The sequence below is a fragment of the Pyxidicoccus sp. MSG2 genome (genome assembly GCF_026626705.1).
Classification (GTDB): domain Bacteria; phylum Myxococcota; class Myxococcia; order Myxococcales; family Myxococcaceae; genus Myxococcus.
In genome coordinates this window covers 10344044-10359560 of record NZ_JAPNKC010000001.1, presented here as the reverse complement: position 1 = coordinate 10359560, position 15517 = coordinate 10344044, and the positions used below count along the sequence as shown (strand labels likewise).

The 15517-nt window shown below is 69.6% G+C and carries 8 protein-coding genes; all 8 read left to right on the top strand.

The features are described 5' to 3' along the window. The first annotated feature begins 2 nt into the window (after positions 1 to 2). Genes OV427_RS40430 through OV427_RS40395 form a run of 8 tightly spaced genes read left to right on the top strand, consistent with a single transcriptional unit; the run spans position 3 to position 15514 of the window. Positions 3 to 1298 carry a hypothetical protein gene (locus tag OV427_RS40430; RefSeq protein WP_267861565.1) on the top strand — a complete coding sequence of 432 codons (1296 nt, stop codon included), beginning with the start codon at positions 3 to 5 and terminating at the stop codon, positions 1296 to 1298. 46 nt (positions 1299 to 1344) lie between these two features. Continuing rightward, the gene (locus OV427_RS40425; protein WP_267861564.1) at positions 1345 to 2316 is read left to right on the top strand and encodes a PASTA domain-containing protein; all 972 of its coding nucleotides are present in this window, start codon (positions 1345 to 1347) and stop codon (positions 2314 to 2316) included. A 5-nt stretch (positions 2317 to 2321) separates the two neighbouring features. After that, complete coding sequence (locus OV427_RS40420) at positions 2322 to 4844, top strand: vWA domain-containing protein (protein ID WP_267861563.1); 2523 nt, start codon at positions 2322 to 2324, stop codon at positions 4842 to 4844. 22 nt (positions 4845 to 4866) lie between these two features. After that, the gene (locus OV427_RS40415; RefSeq protein ID WP_267861562.1) at positions 4867 to 6984 is read left to right on the top strand and encodes a hypothetical protein; all 2118 of its coding nucleotides are present in this window, start codon (positions 4867 to 4869) and stop codon (positions 6982 to 6984) included. A gap of 14 nt (positions 6985 to 6998) precedes the next feature. Next, the gene (locus OV427_RS40410; protein ID WP_267861561.1) at positions 6999 to 9053 is read left to right on the top strand and encodes an ATP-binding protein; all 2055 of its coding nucleotides are present in this window, start codon (positions 6999 to 7001) and stop codon (positions 9051 to 9053) included. Positions 9054 to 9065: 12 nt separating this feature from the next. Next, the gene (locus OV427_RS40405; RefSeq protein WP_267861560.1) at positions 9066 to 12281 is read left to right on the top strand and encodes a phage tail protein; all 3216 of its coding nucleotides are present in this window, start codon (positions 9066 to 9068) and stop codon (positions 12279 to 12281) included. Positions 12282 to 12341: 60 nt separating this feature from the next. Then, on the top strand, positions 12342 to 12911 hold the full coding sequence (locus OV427_RS40400) for a hypothetical protein (RefSeq protein ID WP_267861559.1): 570 nt from the start codon (positions 12342 to 12344) through the stop codon (positions 12909 to 12911). Positions 12912 to 12931: 20 nt separating this feature from the next. After that, positions 12932 to 15514 carry a glycosyltransferase gene (locus OV427_RS40395; RefSeq protein ID WP_267861558.1) on the top strand — a complete coding sequence of 861 codons (2583 nt, stop codon included), beginning with the start codon at positions 12932 to 12934 and terminating at the stop codon, positions 15512 to 15514. The last annotated feature ends 3 nt before the right edge of the window (positions 15515 to 15517 follow it).

The following is a 15517-nucleotide window of genomic DNA, read 5'->3' as shown; positions in this document are numbered from 1 at the left end:
CCATGCGCATCGACCTGGATACGGCATTCCTCGACGACGGCATCCGCTCGACGAACTTCTTCAATGGCCGGCTCCTGTCCGCCGAGGACCTGACGCGGGAGCAGCAGGCCCGGAAGGACGCGCTCAAGCAGTTCGGCGCCGCGCTGGGCGAGGGCGTGGTGCATGGCCTGGAGGTGGAGGCCATCATCGGCGGCAGCTCGACGACGGAGCCCGTCGTCACGGTGAAGCAGGGCCTGGCCCTCAACCGCGAGGGCCGAGCGCTGGAACTGAAGCAGCCGGTGGAGGTGTCGCTGTTGCGCGGCGCCTCCAATGAAACCACCGCCGCGGGCGCGCAGGCCGGCTTCGGCGCGTGCTCGCCGCCGGGCAGCGTGTACGTGTCCGGCACGGGCGTGTACCTGCTCGTCATCTCCGAGGCGGACGGGCGCGAGGGCCGCGCGGAGACGAGCGGCCTGGGCGGCCAGCCCACCAACGGCTGCGAGGCGAAGCGGCTGGTGGAGGGCGTGCGCTTCCGCCTGCTGCGGCTGGAAGTCCCGGACGCGGACCTGCAGAACACCACGGCGAAGCGGCAGCGGCTGCGCAACCGCGTGGCGCACCACTGCTTCGGGACGACGGACACGCAGGCGGTGCCCTTCCGCGACTACCCCTTCTCCGTCCCCGCGACGGGGTACGGCGCCATCGACAAGCTGCGCCCGCAGTTCCTCACCGACTGCGACGTGCCGCTGGCCGTCATCCACTGGCGCGACGGCGAGGGCATCCGCTTCGTGGACGTGTGGTCCGCGCGCCGCCGCCCCACCCGCTCGACGCAGCCCGGGCGCTGGGCGCTGGGTGTGGGAGACCGCCGCGCCGCCGAGGGCGAGGCCATGTTCCTCCAGTTCCAGGACCAGCTCGACTCGCTGCGCGCCGTCAACCCGCAGGCGCTGAAGGCGCGAGACCACTTCGAGTTCCTGCCTCCCACGGGCGTGGTGCCGCTGGGCAACGAGGCCTTCCCCGGCTTCGACAAGAACGTCTTCTTCGACGGGGTGACGATTCGCGAGGTGGTGACGCACGTGGAGGGCGCGCGGATGCAGGCGCTCTTGCGGATGGCCTTCGCCTTCCCGCCCGTCACCTTCCTGCCGACGACGCCCTCCAGCACGGACCCGTTCGTCTGGCTCTTCAAGGTCCGTGAGAACCAGCAGGCGCTGCTCTCGGGCGGCTCCACGCAGGAGTACCTCATCTTCGCCAGCGGCCACATGCCCGACGTGAGCGAGCCGCGCTACGACGCGTCGCACTGGAGCTTCGGCAACTACGCACTGCGGTGAACCCACCCTTCGGTTTCCCACCCTGACAGGCCGCGAGGAGGAAGCGATGGCCGACGAACAACTGACTGATGTCCAACCGGGCGATTTGATAACCGCCAAGTTCATCAACCTCATCATCAAGAAACTGAAGGACCTCGAAGCCGCCCTGGGCGGCGAGATCAAGGTGCCGACCTTCTTCGGGCAGAACCTGCTGACGACGAAGAACCTCCTGAGTGCACAGGGCTCGCGCCTCGTGCTGAGCACCGTGAGGGATGCCGCGGGGCTCGTTGTGAACGCCAACGACTCCACCCAGAACAACCGGATAGTCATTGGTCAGGTGCCGCCCCCGGGCGCGCGGGTCGTCCCCAACACGCCCGTGTTCCTGCTGGTCTCCGCCACGGTGGGCACCACCCCCACGCCGCTGGCGCCGAAGATCACCGGGTTCAGCAAGACGAGCGTCAACATCGGGGACCGGTTGGACATCTTCGGCACCAACTTCCTCGACGCCATCTCGCAGAACACGGTGACGTTCGACGGTGCGCTGGCTCCGCCCACCCTGGACAGCACGTCACAGATGCTGTCGGTCATCGTACCCACGAACATCCCGGGCGCGCCCACCAGCACGGGCCAGCAGAAGGAAGTCAGCGTGCGCGTGGAAACGATTCACGGCTCGGACACGCTGAAGCTCATCGTCCTGCCGCCGCTGGCGCAGCCGAACCCGGCGATCAGCACCATCACCCCCGTCACCGCGGGGACGTCCACCGTCAGGCTCGGCGCGGGCATCCGCATCGTCGGCAGCGCCTTCGGTGACCAGCTCAGCGCCATCCGGGTCTTCTTTGGCGGACAGCCCCTTGCCGGGGTCACTCCCACGGCCGACTCCAACCTGTCCACCAACACCCTGGTCGTCACCGTGCCGAGCAGCCTCCCTGGATTGGACACCCAGGGGAGCAACGCCCAGTTCGGTATCACCGTCCAGGTCGGCTCCGGCGAAACCAGCCGGACCTCGCCGCCTTTCCCGCTGTTCATTTGGAGGCTCTGAGCGTCATGCACTCCCGCCCCTGTCGCATTCCACTGTTCCTCGTGGCGTTGCTGCTGGCCGGCCCCGCACTGGCCCAGCCCTACACCTTCCAACTTCCCGCGCCGACGGCGGCTCCCGTCAGCAGGGTCCGGGTGATGCTGGACCTGGACGCGGCTCCCGCTCCGGGGGCCGCCATCGAGTTCGCGGGCACCAGCATCTTCGTGGGCGACGCCGCCAACCTTACCGGCGCCAATGCCGGCGATACCGTCGCGGTGTTTCTCGTCCCGGGCACCAACAGCCTCGTGATCGATCTGGCAGCGAAGAGCGTCCTGGCGCCCCTGGGCTCGGGCGTTGATTTCTGTGCCGTCAAGACGGGTGTGGACGCGGCGAAGAGCTATTCCTTCAGCCCGGTGGGGCTGCCGGCCATCAACGGCTACCGCATCACCGGGTACCGGGCCTCCCCGGCGACCTGTGGGAAGTGCGCGAACCGGCGGGTGGACACGGTGACCTGGGTGGCGGGCAGTGAGCCGCCCGGGCAATACCGAGGCCGGCTCCCGCTGGACATCGCCCTGGTGCTCGACCGCTCCGGGAGCATGTGGGACGCCACGCCGGGTGATGTGGGGCCCATGGCCGGCTCGAAGTGGTCCGCACTCCAGCGGTCCATCGAACAGTTCGTCGGCGTGTGGCGGATCGAGGGTCTCGGCGCTGGCACGGCCGGCGGCATCGGGATCGCGAAGGACCGGCTCGGGCTCGTCTACTTCGAGAGCGCATCCCAGGTCGTCCCCTTCCCGGGAGGCAACTTCGTCGAGCGCGGGAGCGGGGCCGGCACCCACCCGTGGGACGCCATCAATGCACGGGTCCAGGCCGACAATCCCCTGGGCGGCACGGCCCTCGGCTCGGGGCTCAAGGATGCCATCAACACCTGGCGCGGCCTGCCGGCGGACGGGAAGTTCGACCTCGCCATCGTCCTGATGACGGACGGCATGCAGAACGTGCCGCCCTACGTGAACAAGCGCGCCTCGGATGGTCGGCGGACGCTCGACCTGATGAACGGGGAAGGCGAGCAGAGCCTGGGCGACCTCTGCATCCCCATCCTGGCGGTCTCCGTCGGAGTTCCGGGAGCCATGACTCCGCATGGCGAGCTGCTGACGGAGATTGCCCAACAGACCGCGGGCAATCCGCTGATGGCGACGTCGAGCACCCTGGCGAGCTCCTTCCTCACCGAGCTCGTGGCGGCGCTGAAGGGCAACACCCTGGCCACGCTCGCACAGAAGCAGGCCGTGCTGCCCGCGAGCAGCAGCCAGCAGTCCACCAGCGTCGAGGTCGACGCCACGGCCCGCAGCATCTACGTCGCGCTCTCCGCGCGCCCCGGCCGGTTCATGCCGCTGGGGTTGCGCGCCCGCAAGCCCGGAGGCGCGTTGGCCCAGCCCTCGGCCCAGGTCGTCGGACGCAGCACCCTGGTCCAGCGCTTCGAGATGGGCAAGCTGGGGCCGCCGGGGACGTGGGCCTTCGACGTCCTTCGGAACCCCGACGCCCCCGGGGATCAGCCCTACGAGCTGTCCGTGCTCGTCGAGGAGCGCAGCCTGGACTTCGGCCTTCACATCGAGGGGGACAAGCACCCTGCGGGCAAGCCCCTCACGCTGAACGCGGAGGTCATCTTCGATGGCAAGCCCTTGAGCAAGGAGCAGGACCTCGTGCTCTCCGTCGCGGTGGAGCGACCGATGGCCGCACTGGGGACGCTCCTGCACACGACGAAGATGCCGTCCAATCCGATTCCGCGGCAGCCGGGAGCGGGGACGACTCCCACCACCCCGGGAACGACGGCGACGACGCAGCAGCAGAGCCCGGACGTGCTCAGCCCCTACCAGCGCAAGCTGGAGGCGCTCGCCCTGGACCCGGAGTTCCGCAAGAAGCTGGAGTCCCTCAATGCGGATCCGGTCCAGATGAAGCGCCTGGAGAACGGGCGCTTCACCCTGACCTACGCCGACACGAAGATTCCGGGCACGTACCGCTTCCACGTCCTCCTGGAGGGGAAGTCCGCGGACGGAATCCCCCTGCGCCGCATCGAGACCGTGGAGACGGCCGTGGAGGTCATCCCGGACGGCCCCAGCTCCACCCTGGAGAGCGCCCCGGCTCCCGACGGCTCGCCCGACTCGTACGTGCTGACGCTCGTGCTCAAGGACGCGCTGGATAACGTCAAGGGGCCCGGCTACGAGGACCAGCTCCGCGTCACGCTCGGCGGCAATGGCAAGGTCGTCAGTGTGACGACGCCGGAGGTCGACGGCACGTACAAGGTGCTCGTGACGGGCGTGCAGAAGGACACGCCCATCGAGATCGCCATGGGGGACGCCGTCATCGCCCGGGGAACGGTGACGAAGCTCGAGCCCGTCAAGCCGGGCACGGGGCCGGGCACACCAGACGGGGGCACCGGGAACGGCGGGGGCAAGGGGAAGACCTGTGGGCACTGCGGCGCCACGGGGGACATGATGCTCCTCTACGCCCTGCCGCTGCTGCTCATCTTCGTGCGCCGGCGGTCGCGGCGCGCGTAGCCGCCGCGCCGCGAGGTGGGCCATGGGGATGCACGAGGGGTTGATCAAGGTGGCTCGCCTGCGGGTCCGGGGCGCGGGCGGAGATTCGCTCGCGACCCGCCTCCGGATGGAGCGCCTCATGGGCGCCGTGAATCCTGGCGCCCTGGGGCTGCCTCCGTCCGCCATCCTCTGCGTGCGCCGGTTGGGGACGCTCCAGTCGGGTGGCACGTCGCGGAGCCGCCGCGCGTTCGACTCCCCGGTGGAGTGGGACAGGACGCTCGGGTCGGCGCTGCGAGAATTGCTCTCGCGCGCGGCCCGGCCCGTCGAGGGTGCGGTTCCAGCCGACAGCGAGGCGGTCCTCTTCTCCGACATGGCGGAGTTGCTGGGCTGCCTGGCCCTCGCGCTGGGCCATGGGCTCCACGCGCACCAATGGTGGTGGAGCGGACTCTACGGCAGCACGGACCTGCGGCAGGTGCTGCTCCGGGAGTGGAACCGCCATCCCGAGTACCTCCCGGCCTCGCTGGGCCTCGTGGCGCGACAAGGAAACGTCACACCGGCGCTCTCCGTGCTCGACGAGGTGGACGCGCGTGGGCTGCTCACCGCACTGGCCCTCCGCTACGGACAACGAGCGCTCCTGAGCGAAACAGAAGCCTCCCGTATCCCAGAGGCAGAAACGACGGTTGTGCGCGCGGAGCATGGGGCTTCCGCCATGGAAACGGAGGGGTACGACGGGGCGCTGGCGCTCACCGGAGCCAGTGCTCCCTGGGAACCGTGGGTGCAGGAGGTCCGGGCCGTGGAGAGCGGGCTCGAGCGACGGACGCTGCTCGGCGTGTCGCTGATGCTGCACCGTGCGCCCATGGAGCTTCGACGCCCGGACTTCGCACGGGCGCTGCATGCATGGCGCCGCGAGCAGGCGCGGCACTTCGTCGAAGCGTCCCCCCGGTCTCCTCCGCCGTACGTACTGGATTCCGCGGGAGGCCCGCCAGCCTTCGCCAACGTGCCGCCCGTGGCAGCGGCTTCGTTACACGAGGCTCCGGGCGAGGCGTCTCGCGCGAGCCCCGCCCCCGCGAGGGATGAGGGGCTGGCTCTCCGGGACACGGGAGCGATTTCGGAAGACGGAGCGCCTCCGCTCGATGCGCCTGCCGTGCGAAACGCGCCCACCGCGGGTGTCATGGCCCCTTCCGAGCCTCCGGCCCTCCCCGGCGAAGGCGTGAGCGGGCCGCCGGTGGAACTCACTCCGATTTCGTCGCAGCCGCCCTCGCCCACCCAGGGCTTCCTTCCCCAGGTGTCGCGCGAACAAACACCGGAGCGCGCCTGGGGTCTGCCCATCCCCACCGGACTCGGGGGCCTGTTCTACCTCGTCAACCTGGCCCTCTTCCTGGAGCTATACGGGGACTTCTCGCGGCCGATGCACCCGCACCTGCCGCTGTCCCTCTGGGACTTCGTCACGCTGCTGGGGCGCAGGCTGCTCGCGGACCCACGCCCGGGCGACCCGGTGTGGAAGGTGCTGGCCCTGCTCGCCGGTCGCAAGGCGGGGGACGCTGCCGGACAGGGCTTCGAGCCTCCGGATGCGTGGCGCGTGCCCGAGGAGTGGCTGCACGCATTCCGCACCGAGGAGACGCAGGTGTGGACGTGGTCGGCCCAGGATGGCCGACTGCGCGTGCTGCACCCGGCGGGCTTCCTCGTGGTGGATGTGCCGCGCATGGACGACGACGTGGAGGCGCAGGTCCAGCGAGAGGTGGAGCCCTACCTCCAGCGTGCCCCTGACCCACGAAGCCGCCGCATGGCGGCGACCTCCATGCGAGAGCACGCACCGGGTGGGGAGGCAAACACCGCCGCCGAGCCGCGCTTCACACTGGCCCACGGAGAGGTACCGCCGCCGGGTGGAGCTGATGCCGCCCCACTGGAGCGGTGGCTCGCGTGGCTGGTGCCCTACTGCCGCGCACGGCTGGTCCGCGCGCTGGGTCTGACTTCGAACGATGCGCTCGAGCTGGAGGGAACGCTGTTTTCACACGATGCCCGGCTCCACGTCTCAGAGAGTCATGTGGACGTGGTGCTTGCCCTGTCCCAGCTCCCGCTGGCGGTGCGAATCGCCGGGCTGGACCGGGACATCGGGTGGCTCCCGTCCGCCGGGCGCCACCTCACCTTCCACTTCGAGTGAGCCCGACACGCGCCATGTCCGACATCCCGAGCGGCTCCGAACCCGTCGAACACTTCAAGCTCTACTTCTTCGCCGCGGCCACGCGGGTGCTGGCCCACGGCGCGCGCACCTTCGGAAGCGAGAGCGCCCTGCTGGCGCGCTTCCCCTTCCTGGAGTCGTACCGCGAGGAGCTCACCGGGCTGGGCATCGGCGCGCTGGAGAACGAGGACGGCCCCGGCCACTGGCCCGGGGCGCTGGCCGAGTGGGAGTCGGACGTGCCCTGCCACCTGCCCATGCGCGCGCTACGCCAGGCGGCCGGGCTGGACCATGAGGCGCTGACGCTGCTGCTCGCAGTGGGAATGGTGGAGGAGGACGCGCGCTTCGGCACCTTCTTCGCGGCGCTCCAGGGCACGCCCACGCTGCACCGCCCCACCCTGGGCCTGCTCAACGCGGCCTGGCGCGGCGAGGACGACCGGGGCGAGGTGCGCGCGCACCTGCGCCGGCTGATGGACCTGGGCCTCGTCGAGGTGACGGACCGCGAGGCCCCCCGCTCCGAGTGGGCCCTCCACGTCCCCGGTGCCGTCTGGGATGCGCTGCGCGGCGAGGCCCCCGAGCGCCCCACCCCGTGGATGAAGCACCACGCGCTGGCGAAGCTGGAGCGCGACGAGCCGCTCATCATCCCGGAGCCACTGCGCGAGGCGCTCACGCGGCTGCCGGCATTGCTGGGCTCGACGGAGGTCCGCGCGCTGGTGGTCCGCGGTCCCCGCCACAACGGGCGGCGCACGCTGCTGCGCTCGGTGGCTCGCGCCCTGGGCCGGGGCGTGTTGGAGGTGGAGGGGCCGCAGAAGGGCGACGACGCGCGGTGGCGCATGGTGGGCCCGCTGGCCACGCTGCTGCACGCGCTGCCGGTGGCGGTGCTGGAGCCGGCCCCCGGTGAGGCCGCCGAGGTGCCGGAGTTGACGGGCCTGGACGGGCCGCTGGGCGTGGTGCTCGGGCGGCTGGGCGGCGTCTCCGGCGACGGCGTGGACCGTGCGCTCACCCTCGCGGTGGACATGCCCGGCCCGGAGGAGCGGGCCCTGCACTGGCAGCGGGGACTGGCGGGCCGGCCCTGCGCCTGCGTGGACGAGCTGAGTACGTCCTTCCGCCTCACCCGGGGCCACGTCCGCCGCGCTGCGCGGCTGGCGCAGGCCCACGCGGCGCTCGCCGGACGCGTGGAGGTGGAACCCAACGACGTGCGCGAGGCCACGCGCGCGCTCAACCGGCAGGCCCTGGACACGCTGGCCGTGCGGCTCACCACGCAGGGCGACTGGGGTCAGCTCTCCGTGGCCAGCGAGACGATGCGCGAGCTGCGCCTGCTGGAGACGCGCTGCCGGGGCCGCGAGCGCATGGGCGAGGCCGTGGGCGGCTCGTTGGCGAAGCAGCTCACCCCGGGCGTGCGCGCCCTCTTCCAGGGCCCCAGCGGCACCGGGAAGACGCTGGCCGCGCGCCTCGTCGCCGCGGCGTTGGGGCTGGACGTGTACCGGGTGGAGCTGTCCTCGGTGGTGAACAAGTACATCGGCGAGACGGAGAAGAACCTCGCCCGCATCTTCGCGCTCGCCGAGGAGCTGGACGTGGTGCTGCTCTTCGACGAGGGCGACGCGCTCTTCGCCAAGCGCACCGGCGTGGGCTCGTCCACGGACCGGTACGCGAACCTGGAGACGAACTACCTCCTCCAGCGCATCGAGTCCTACGAGGGCCTCCTCATCGTCACCACCAATGCGGCGGACGCCATCGACACCGCCTTCCAGCGGCGCATGGACGTGGTGGTGGACTTCCGCGCGCCGGACCCGTCCGAGCGCTGGACGCTGTGGCAGCTCCACCTGCCCGCCGCGCACGGGGTGGACGCGGGCCTCTTGCGCGAGGTGGCCGCGCGCTGCCAGCTCAGCGGTGGACAGATTCGCAACGCGGTACTGCACGCCTCGCTGCTGGCGATGGAGGACGGAGGGCCGCTCGGCTCGTCACACCTGGAGGCCGGTGTCCTGCGCGAGTACCGCAAGGCCGGCGACGTCTGTCCCCTGCGCCGACCCGGCGCCACCTCCCTTCGGGGCTGAGAGCCGCCACCCATGCCTCCCGCCCGAGCCGCAGCACGAGGTCCCTCCAGCGCTCCCGCGCGCGGTGGGGCCGGCGCGCGTTCCGGGGGCGCCACCACGGCCGCGGCACCGGGTGGCGCGGCCGTGAAGGTGGGCGGCGACGCGGAGAAGGACCCGCGCTTCCGCAAGGTCATCGAGCAGTTGGAGAAGAGCTCGAAGAAGACGAAGCAGCACCCGCCCGCCGCGCAGAAGGCCTCCGAGGCCCAGGCCGCCGCCGTGTCCCCGCCCTCCGAGCGGACCGCCGGCGCCAAGGCCAACCAGGTGGACGCCATGAAGTCGGCGGATGCGCCCAAGGCAGAGCCCAACGGTTTCCTCGCGTTGCTACGCGCGGAAATCGAAAAGGTGATGCCGAAGACGCTGGATGACGCCGACAAGTTCATGGAGGGCAACGAGACGGCCCAGGTGAAGGGCGCCGTCTCCGGAGGTGTGAAGGAACAGAAGGACACGGCGGCGGGCCCCACCGAGCAGGCCTCCGCCGCGCCCCCGGATACGGGCTCCGTCCCCGCTCGCGCGTCCGCGCCGATGCCGGAGGAGCCCGCCGTGGCGCCTCCGCCCGTCAACGGCGCGGACGCCATGCCCGCGCCGAAGCCCTCCACCGAGGTGCAGGCGCTGGGCAAGCCCAAGCAGGACGCCGACCAGCAGATGAAGGAGGCCGAGCTGACGCCGGAGCGGCTCACGAAGGCGAACGACTCGCGCTTCTCCGCCGTGAATTCGCAGAAGACAAACGTGGACAAGGTCGCCAGCGCGGCGCCCGGGAAGTACGTGTCCAGCGAGAAGGCCACGCTGGGGCAGGCCAAGGCCAAGGCGTCCGGCGACGCGAAGTCCGGCGTGGCGCAGATGGGCGGAGTGAAGGTCTCCGGCAATACCAAGGTCAAGGCGCGGCAATTGCTGGCCAAGCAGCGCGACGAGGCGCGCCGCAAGGAGGTCAGCGACCACATCGAGAAGCTGTACCAGACGACGAAGCAGCGGGTGGACTTGAAGCTGTCCACGCTCGAGTCGGATGTGATGCGGCTGTTCGACCTGGGCGCCGAGGCGGCCCTGGCGGACATGAAGTCGTACGCCAACCGCGAGATCGACAAGTTCAAGGACGACCGCTACAGCGGCGTGCTCGGCAAGGGGCGCTGGCTTGCGGACCTGTTCCGCCCCGTGCCCGAGGGCATCAAGGTCATCCTCGGCCAGGCGCGCACGCGCTTCGCCTCGAAGATGGACGCGCTGGCCGTGCGCATCTCCACCATGGTGGACACGCGCCTCGCGGACGCGAAGGCGGAGGTCGACAAGGGCCAGGCCGCCATCAAGGCGTACGTGGACAGCCTGCCGAAGGATTTGCAGGCGGTGGGGCGCGAAGCGCAGCAGGCGATGAACGACCGCTTCGAGGAGCTGCGCAGCGGCATCGACTCGAAGAAGAACGACCTCGCCCAGAAGCTGGCGCAGAAATACAAGGAGGCGCACGACAAGGCGGACGCGGCGCTCAAGAAGCTGGAGGAGGAGAACGCCGGCGCGCTGAAGAAGCTGGCGGACGCCATCGGCGAGGTCATCAAGATCCTCACCGAGTTCAAGGACAAGCTGATGGCCGTGCTCCGCAAGGGGCTGGAGACCATCAAGCTCATCCTGTCGGACCCCATCGGCTTCCTGGGCAACCTGCTCGCGGCCATCAAGCAGGGCTTCAACCAGTTCGTCGGCAACATCTGGACGCACCTGAAGAAGGGCTTCATGCAGTGGCTGTTCGGCTCGCTGGCCGAGGCCGGCATCCAGGTGCCGAGCGACCTCAACGTCTGGTCCATCCTCAAGCTCGTCCTCGACGTGCTCGGGCTGACCTACGACTGGATGCGCGGCGAGGCCGTGAAGCTGATGGGCGAGCGCAACGTTGCGCTCCTCGAGAAGCTCGTCGAGTACATCACCGTCACCATCAAGGGCGGCCCGCAGGCGCTCTGGGAGAAGCTGAAGGAGGACCTCTCCAACCTGAAGGAGATGGTCATCGATGCCATCCAGAACTGGCTCATCGAGACCATCGTCAAGCAGGCCGTGATGAAGGTCGTCTCGATGTTCAACCCGGCCGGCGCCATCGTCCAGGCCGTCATCGCCATCTACAACGTGGTGATGTGGGTCATCGAGAACGCCTCGCGCATCGTCGCGCTCATCGAGGCGGTGGTGAACTCGGTGCACGCCATCGCCACGGGCGCCATCGGTGGCGCGGCGAAGTGGATTGAAAACGCGCTGGCGAACCTGATTCCCATCGTCATCGCCTTCCTGGCGCGGCTCATCGGCCTGGGCGGCATCTCCAAGAAGATTCGGGAGTTCATCACCAAGGTGCAGACCAAGGTCCGCGCCGCCGTGCTCGGCTGGCTGAAGAAGGCCTGGGCGTGGGTGAAGAAGCTGTTCGGTGGAGGGGGCGGCAAGAAGAAGAAAGACGAAAAGGGCGGGCGGCACCTCAAGGTCCAGCTCCCGCTCACGATGCACCACGAAGGGCACACGATCTACGCCGAGTTCAAGGACGACAAGCTCAGCATCAAGATGGCGTCCAGCCGGCTCGGAGTGCTCAAGTCACTCGCTGCCGGTGCCATCGAGAAGGAGAAGAAGGGTGCCAACCGGCCAAAGCTCATCAATCGCCTGGACAAGGTCTACACGAAGCTCTCCAACATCGAGAGCGATCTGCACCTGTCGATTATCAACTCGGACAGCGAGGCCGAGGGCAAGCTGCTGAAGAGCATCGAGGACGTCGCCAACAACCTGAAGGGCATTGGCGGCGAGTTCGGAATCGATGACCTCATCAACATGGGGCACGCCTCGAAGTACGTCGAGGGCAACCGCCTCAAGCCGCCGTATGACAAGAAGGTCCGCGATACCTTCTATCCGAGCGGCTACCGGACGGCGACGGAGACCTGGTTCCAGAACAGGCTCAAGACGCTGGAGAACCCGGCGAATAAGTCCCAGTTCAAGGACGAGATGACGAACAACTGGGAGCCCAAGAGCACGGCCACCATCGACCACAAGACCCGTGTGGTCGAGCACTGGAGGAGCCATGGCGGCAACAACTGCGAACAGGGGGATCGCGCCGACTTCTACAACGAGACGGGCTCCATGCAGGTCGTCGCACGCAAGAACAACAGCAGTGATGGCGCAATGGCCCGCAAGGCGGGGCTGACCTACACCCCCGAAGTCGGACAGAAGTTCCGGGGCCCGGACGAGTGAGCAGGAAGGAACGCCATGTTCAACCTATGGAGTCCATATCTGGATCCTCGTGGAACGCTCATGTTCGACGTCACTCGAGCCAACATGCCGCGGCTCCAGGATGCGTCCGAGGAGTGGATCCGCGAGAGCCTGCGCGCGCTCGGGCTGGGCGATGCGACGCCCCGGACATGGAAGGTCCAGCCGCTGCGCACCCACTTCTACTCGGACTACCCCGGCGAGCCGGAATGGAGGGACCGCTGGCCCATCGCCTGGTCCGTCGAGGTCACCCTGGATTCACATCCGGGAACGTCCGCCCGTCCTTCCTGGGATGAGCCTGTCTTCGTGGACGCACTGGATGAGACGTGGAGTGGCGACTTCGATGACGCACCCCATGACCGGACGGCCCTGGTCATCGCGGCCTTCGTCCGACGCAAGGCGGTGGTAGACCCGCTGACGCGCGAGGTCCAGGGCGCCGCCGGGCTGGGGAACCTCCAGCAGGTGAGCACGCGCCCGCGGCCTCCCACGTCGGAGCAGACCCGACTCCTCATCGAGGTCCCCGACTTCGAACGTTCCGTGAGCGCCCTGGAGGGTCTGCTGCCGAAGATCCAGGGCCTGGGTGGAGTCGTGAACTGGCGGCAGCTCGACGGATGAACCTGGCCCGGAATCCAGCCATGACTTCTCTACGCCATACCTTCGCCTGTCTCGTCCACGAGAACCGGGATTGCGTCATCGACCTGGTGCGCAACCTGCACCACCTGGACCCGGACTCGCGCATCCTGCTCTACAACGGCGGCCGCGACACGGACCTGCTCCAGGGCTTCGCGTTCGAGAAGTACAACGCCGTCGTCCACCCCACCCCGAAGCCGATGAAGTGGGGCTGGCTGCACGACTTCGCGCTCGACTGCTTCCGCTACGCGCTGGCGAATGAGCCCTTCGACGCGATGACCATCGTCGACTCGGACCAGCTCGGGCTGCGGCCGGGCTACTCCGCGTTCCTCGGTGACTTCCTCAAGGCGAACCCCGGCGCGGGCCTGCTGGGCAACGTGCAGACGCCCCGCAGCCCGAGCAACCGCGCCGCCCCCGCCGTCAACGCCCGCCGCGAGCTGGACCTGTGGCGGCCCTTCCTGCGCAAGTTCCCCCAGGGCGAGTCCCAGTTCGTCCACTGGACCTTCTGGCCCTCCACCGTCTTCACCGCGGACGCCGCGAGAGATTTGGTGAAGCTGTGGGACGGAGACTCGCAGTTGCATGACATCCTCCGGCGCTCGCGCATCTGGGCCACGGAGGAGGTGCTCTTCCCCACCCTCGTCGCGCTCATGGGCTACAAGCTGCTCACCAGCCCGTGCAACTACGAGCTCGTGCGCTACCGCGTGCGGTACACGCCCGCGCAGCTCGATGCGACCATGGCCCACCCGGGCGGCTTCTGGGCGCACCCCATCCCCCGCCGCTTCGATGACCCACTGCGCGCCCACGTGCGCTCGCGGTACCTGGACTACGAGGGCACATCGCCGGTGGCGAGGAGCATGGCCCCCCTGGAGTCGCAGGCGGTGGAGTCCTCGCTGGCCGACACCGCCGCGAATGGTGACGAAGACGCGCCGAAGCTGCTGCTCACCTGGCCCATCCTGGCGGAGATGCGCAAGGTGGAGGGCTGGCTGTCCGACGAAGAGGCGGACCTGCTCATCGCCGCGTCGTTCCGCGCGTTGTCGTCGCAGCCGGAGCCCTACGCGGTGGTGGAGGTGGGCAGCTTCTGCGGGAAGGCCACCGTCGTCCTGGGCCGTGTGGCCGAGGTGCTGAACTCGCCCGCCCCCATCCACGCCATCGACCCGGGGGACGGCGTGGTGGGCTCTCTCGACGGGGGGCTCCAGCACGTGGGCCCGACGCGCGACAAGCTCCAGCGGACGCTGCAGCAGTCCGGGCTCGCGTCGCGCGTCCGCGTCCACTTCGGGAGCGCGCCCTCCGTGCCGTGGAGCGGGCCCATCGGCTTCCTGCTCGTGGACGGGCTGCATGACTACTCCAGCGTCTCCGCCGACTTCCACCACCTGGAGCCGTCGCTCGTCACCGGCGGGCTCGCCGCCTTCCACGACTGCGCGGACTACTTCCCGGGCGTGAAGCGCTTCGTGCAGGAGTTGCTGCGCGGCGGCAGGTTCCGGCGCGTGCACATGGCGGGCTCCCTCGTCGTGCTGGAGAAGCTGGCCACGGCGGTGCGAGCGGATGCGGGGGCTGCGCCTCGAGCCGCGCAGGACGGTGAAGCCGCGATGGATGCGGTTGCCGCTCGGCCCACCGGAGAAGCCGTGGCGGCACCGTCGGGTGACGGGACTGTCGCGAGCAGAGGCTTCGCAACACCTGTCGCTGAGCCACCTTCGGAGGGCGACACGGTTCCAAGTGGAGTCTCCGCAATGCCTGTCGCGGAGCCACCGACTCCGCCACCGTCGGGCACCAGCGTGGCCACCATGAGCGTCCGCACCGACGCGAGGACGGACCCGACGCCCACCGTCCCGGCCCGCGCTCGCGTCACACCGCCGCCAGGGAAGGAGGGCACGCAGGTCTCCTGCATCATGCCCACGTTCAACCGGCGCCGCTTCGTGCCGCTCGCCGTGCGCTGGTTCCTCGCGCAGGACTGGGAGCACCGGGAGCTCATCGTCGTGGACGACGGCACCGAGCCCGTCGGCGACCTGCTGCCCGACGATTCGCGCATCCGCTACGTGCGACTGGACCGCCGCCACTCGCTGGGCGCCAAGCGCAACCTCGCCTGCCAGGCGGCGCGCGGCGACGTCATCGTCCACTGGGATGACGACGACTGGTCCGCGCCGACGCGCCTCACCTACCAGGTGTCGTCCCTGCTCCGGGCGAGCGCGAGCGCCTGCGGGCTCACCCGCGTCTACTACCACCAGCCCACGACAGGCCGCTCCTGGCAGTACGTGTACCCCGCCGGTCAGCGCCCCTGGGTGTCCGGCAACACGCTCTGCTACACGCGGGACTCCTGGCGCCGCAATCCGTTCCCCGACATCAACGTCGGCGAGGACGCGCGCTTCCTCTGGAGCGACCCGTCCCGGAAGCTCCTCGTGCTGGACGACCCGTCCTTCTTCGTCGCCTGCGTGCACGACGCCAACATCGACCCGAAGCGCGTCCACCACCGCTTCTGGCATGCGCACCCCACCGACGCCATCCGCGCGCTCATGGGGGACGACGCCTTCTCCACCCTCCGTAACGCCGCCCTCCCCGCTGAATCGCGCCCGCTCGCCGCGGGAGCGCCCTGAGGC

Excerpts from the sequence above, each read along its gene's own strand:
- OV427_RS40400 (WP_267861559.1), top strand. The coding sequence starts at position 12,342 with ATGTTCGACGTCACTCGAGCCAACATGCCGCGGCTCCAGGATGCGTCC.
- OV427_RS40405 (WP_267861560.1), top strand. The coding sequence starts at position 9,066 with ATGCCTCCCGCCCGAGCCGCAGCACGAGGTCCCTCCAGCGCTCCCGCG.
- OV427_RS40425 (WP_267861564.1), top strand. The coding sequence starts at position 1,345 with ATGGCCGACGAACAACTGACTGATGTCCAACCGGGCGATTTGATAACC.
- OV427_RS40415 (WP_267861562.1), top strand. The coding sequence starts at position 4,867 with ATGGGGATGCACGAGGGGTTGATCAAGGTGGCTCGCCTGCGGGTCCGG.
- OV427_RS40430 (WP_267861565.1), top strand. The coding sequence starts at position 3 with ATGCGCATCGACCTGGATACGGCATTCCTCGACGACGGCATCCGCTCG.
- OV427_RS40420 (WP_267861563.1), top strand. The coding sequence starts at position 2,322 with ATGCACTCCCGCCCCTGTCGCATTCCACTGTTCCTCGTGGCGTTGCTG.
- OV427_RS40395 (WP_267861558.1), top strand. The coding sequence starts at position 12,932 with ATGACTTCTCTACGCCATACCTTCGCCTGTCTCGTCCACGAGAACCGG.
- OV427_RS40410 (WP_267861561.1), top strand. The coding sequence starts at position 6,999 with ATGTCCGACATCCCGAGCGGCTCCGAACCCGTCGAACACTTCAAGCTC.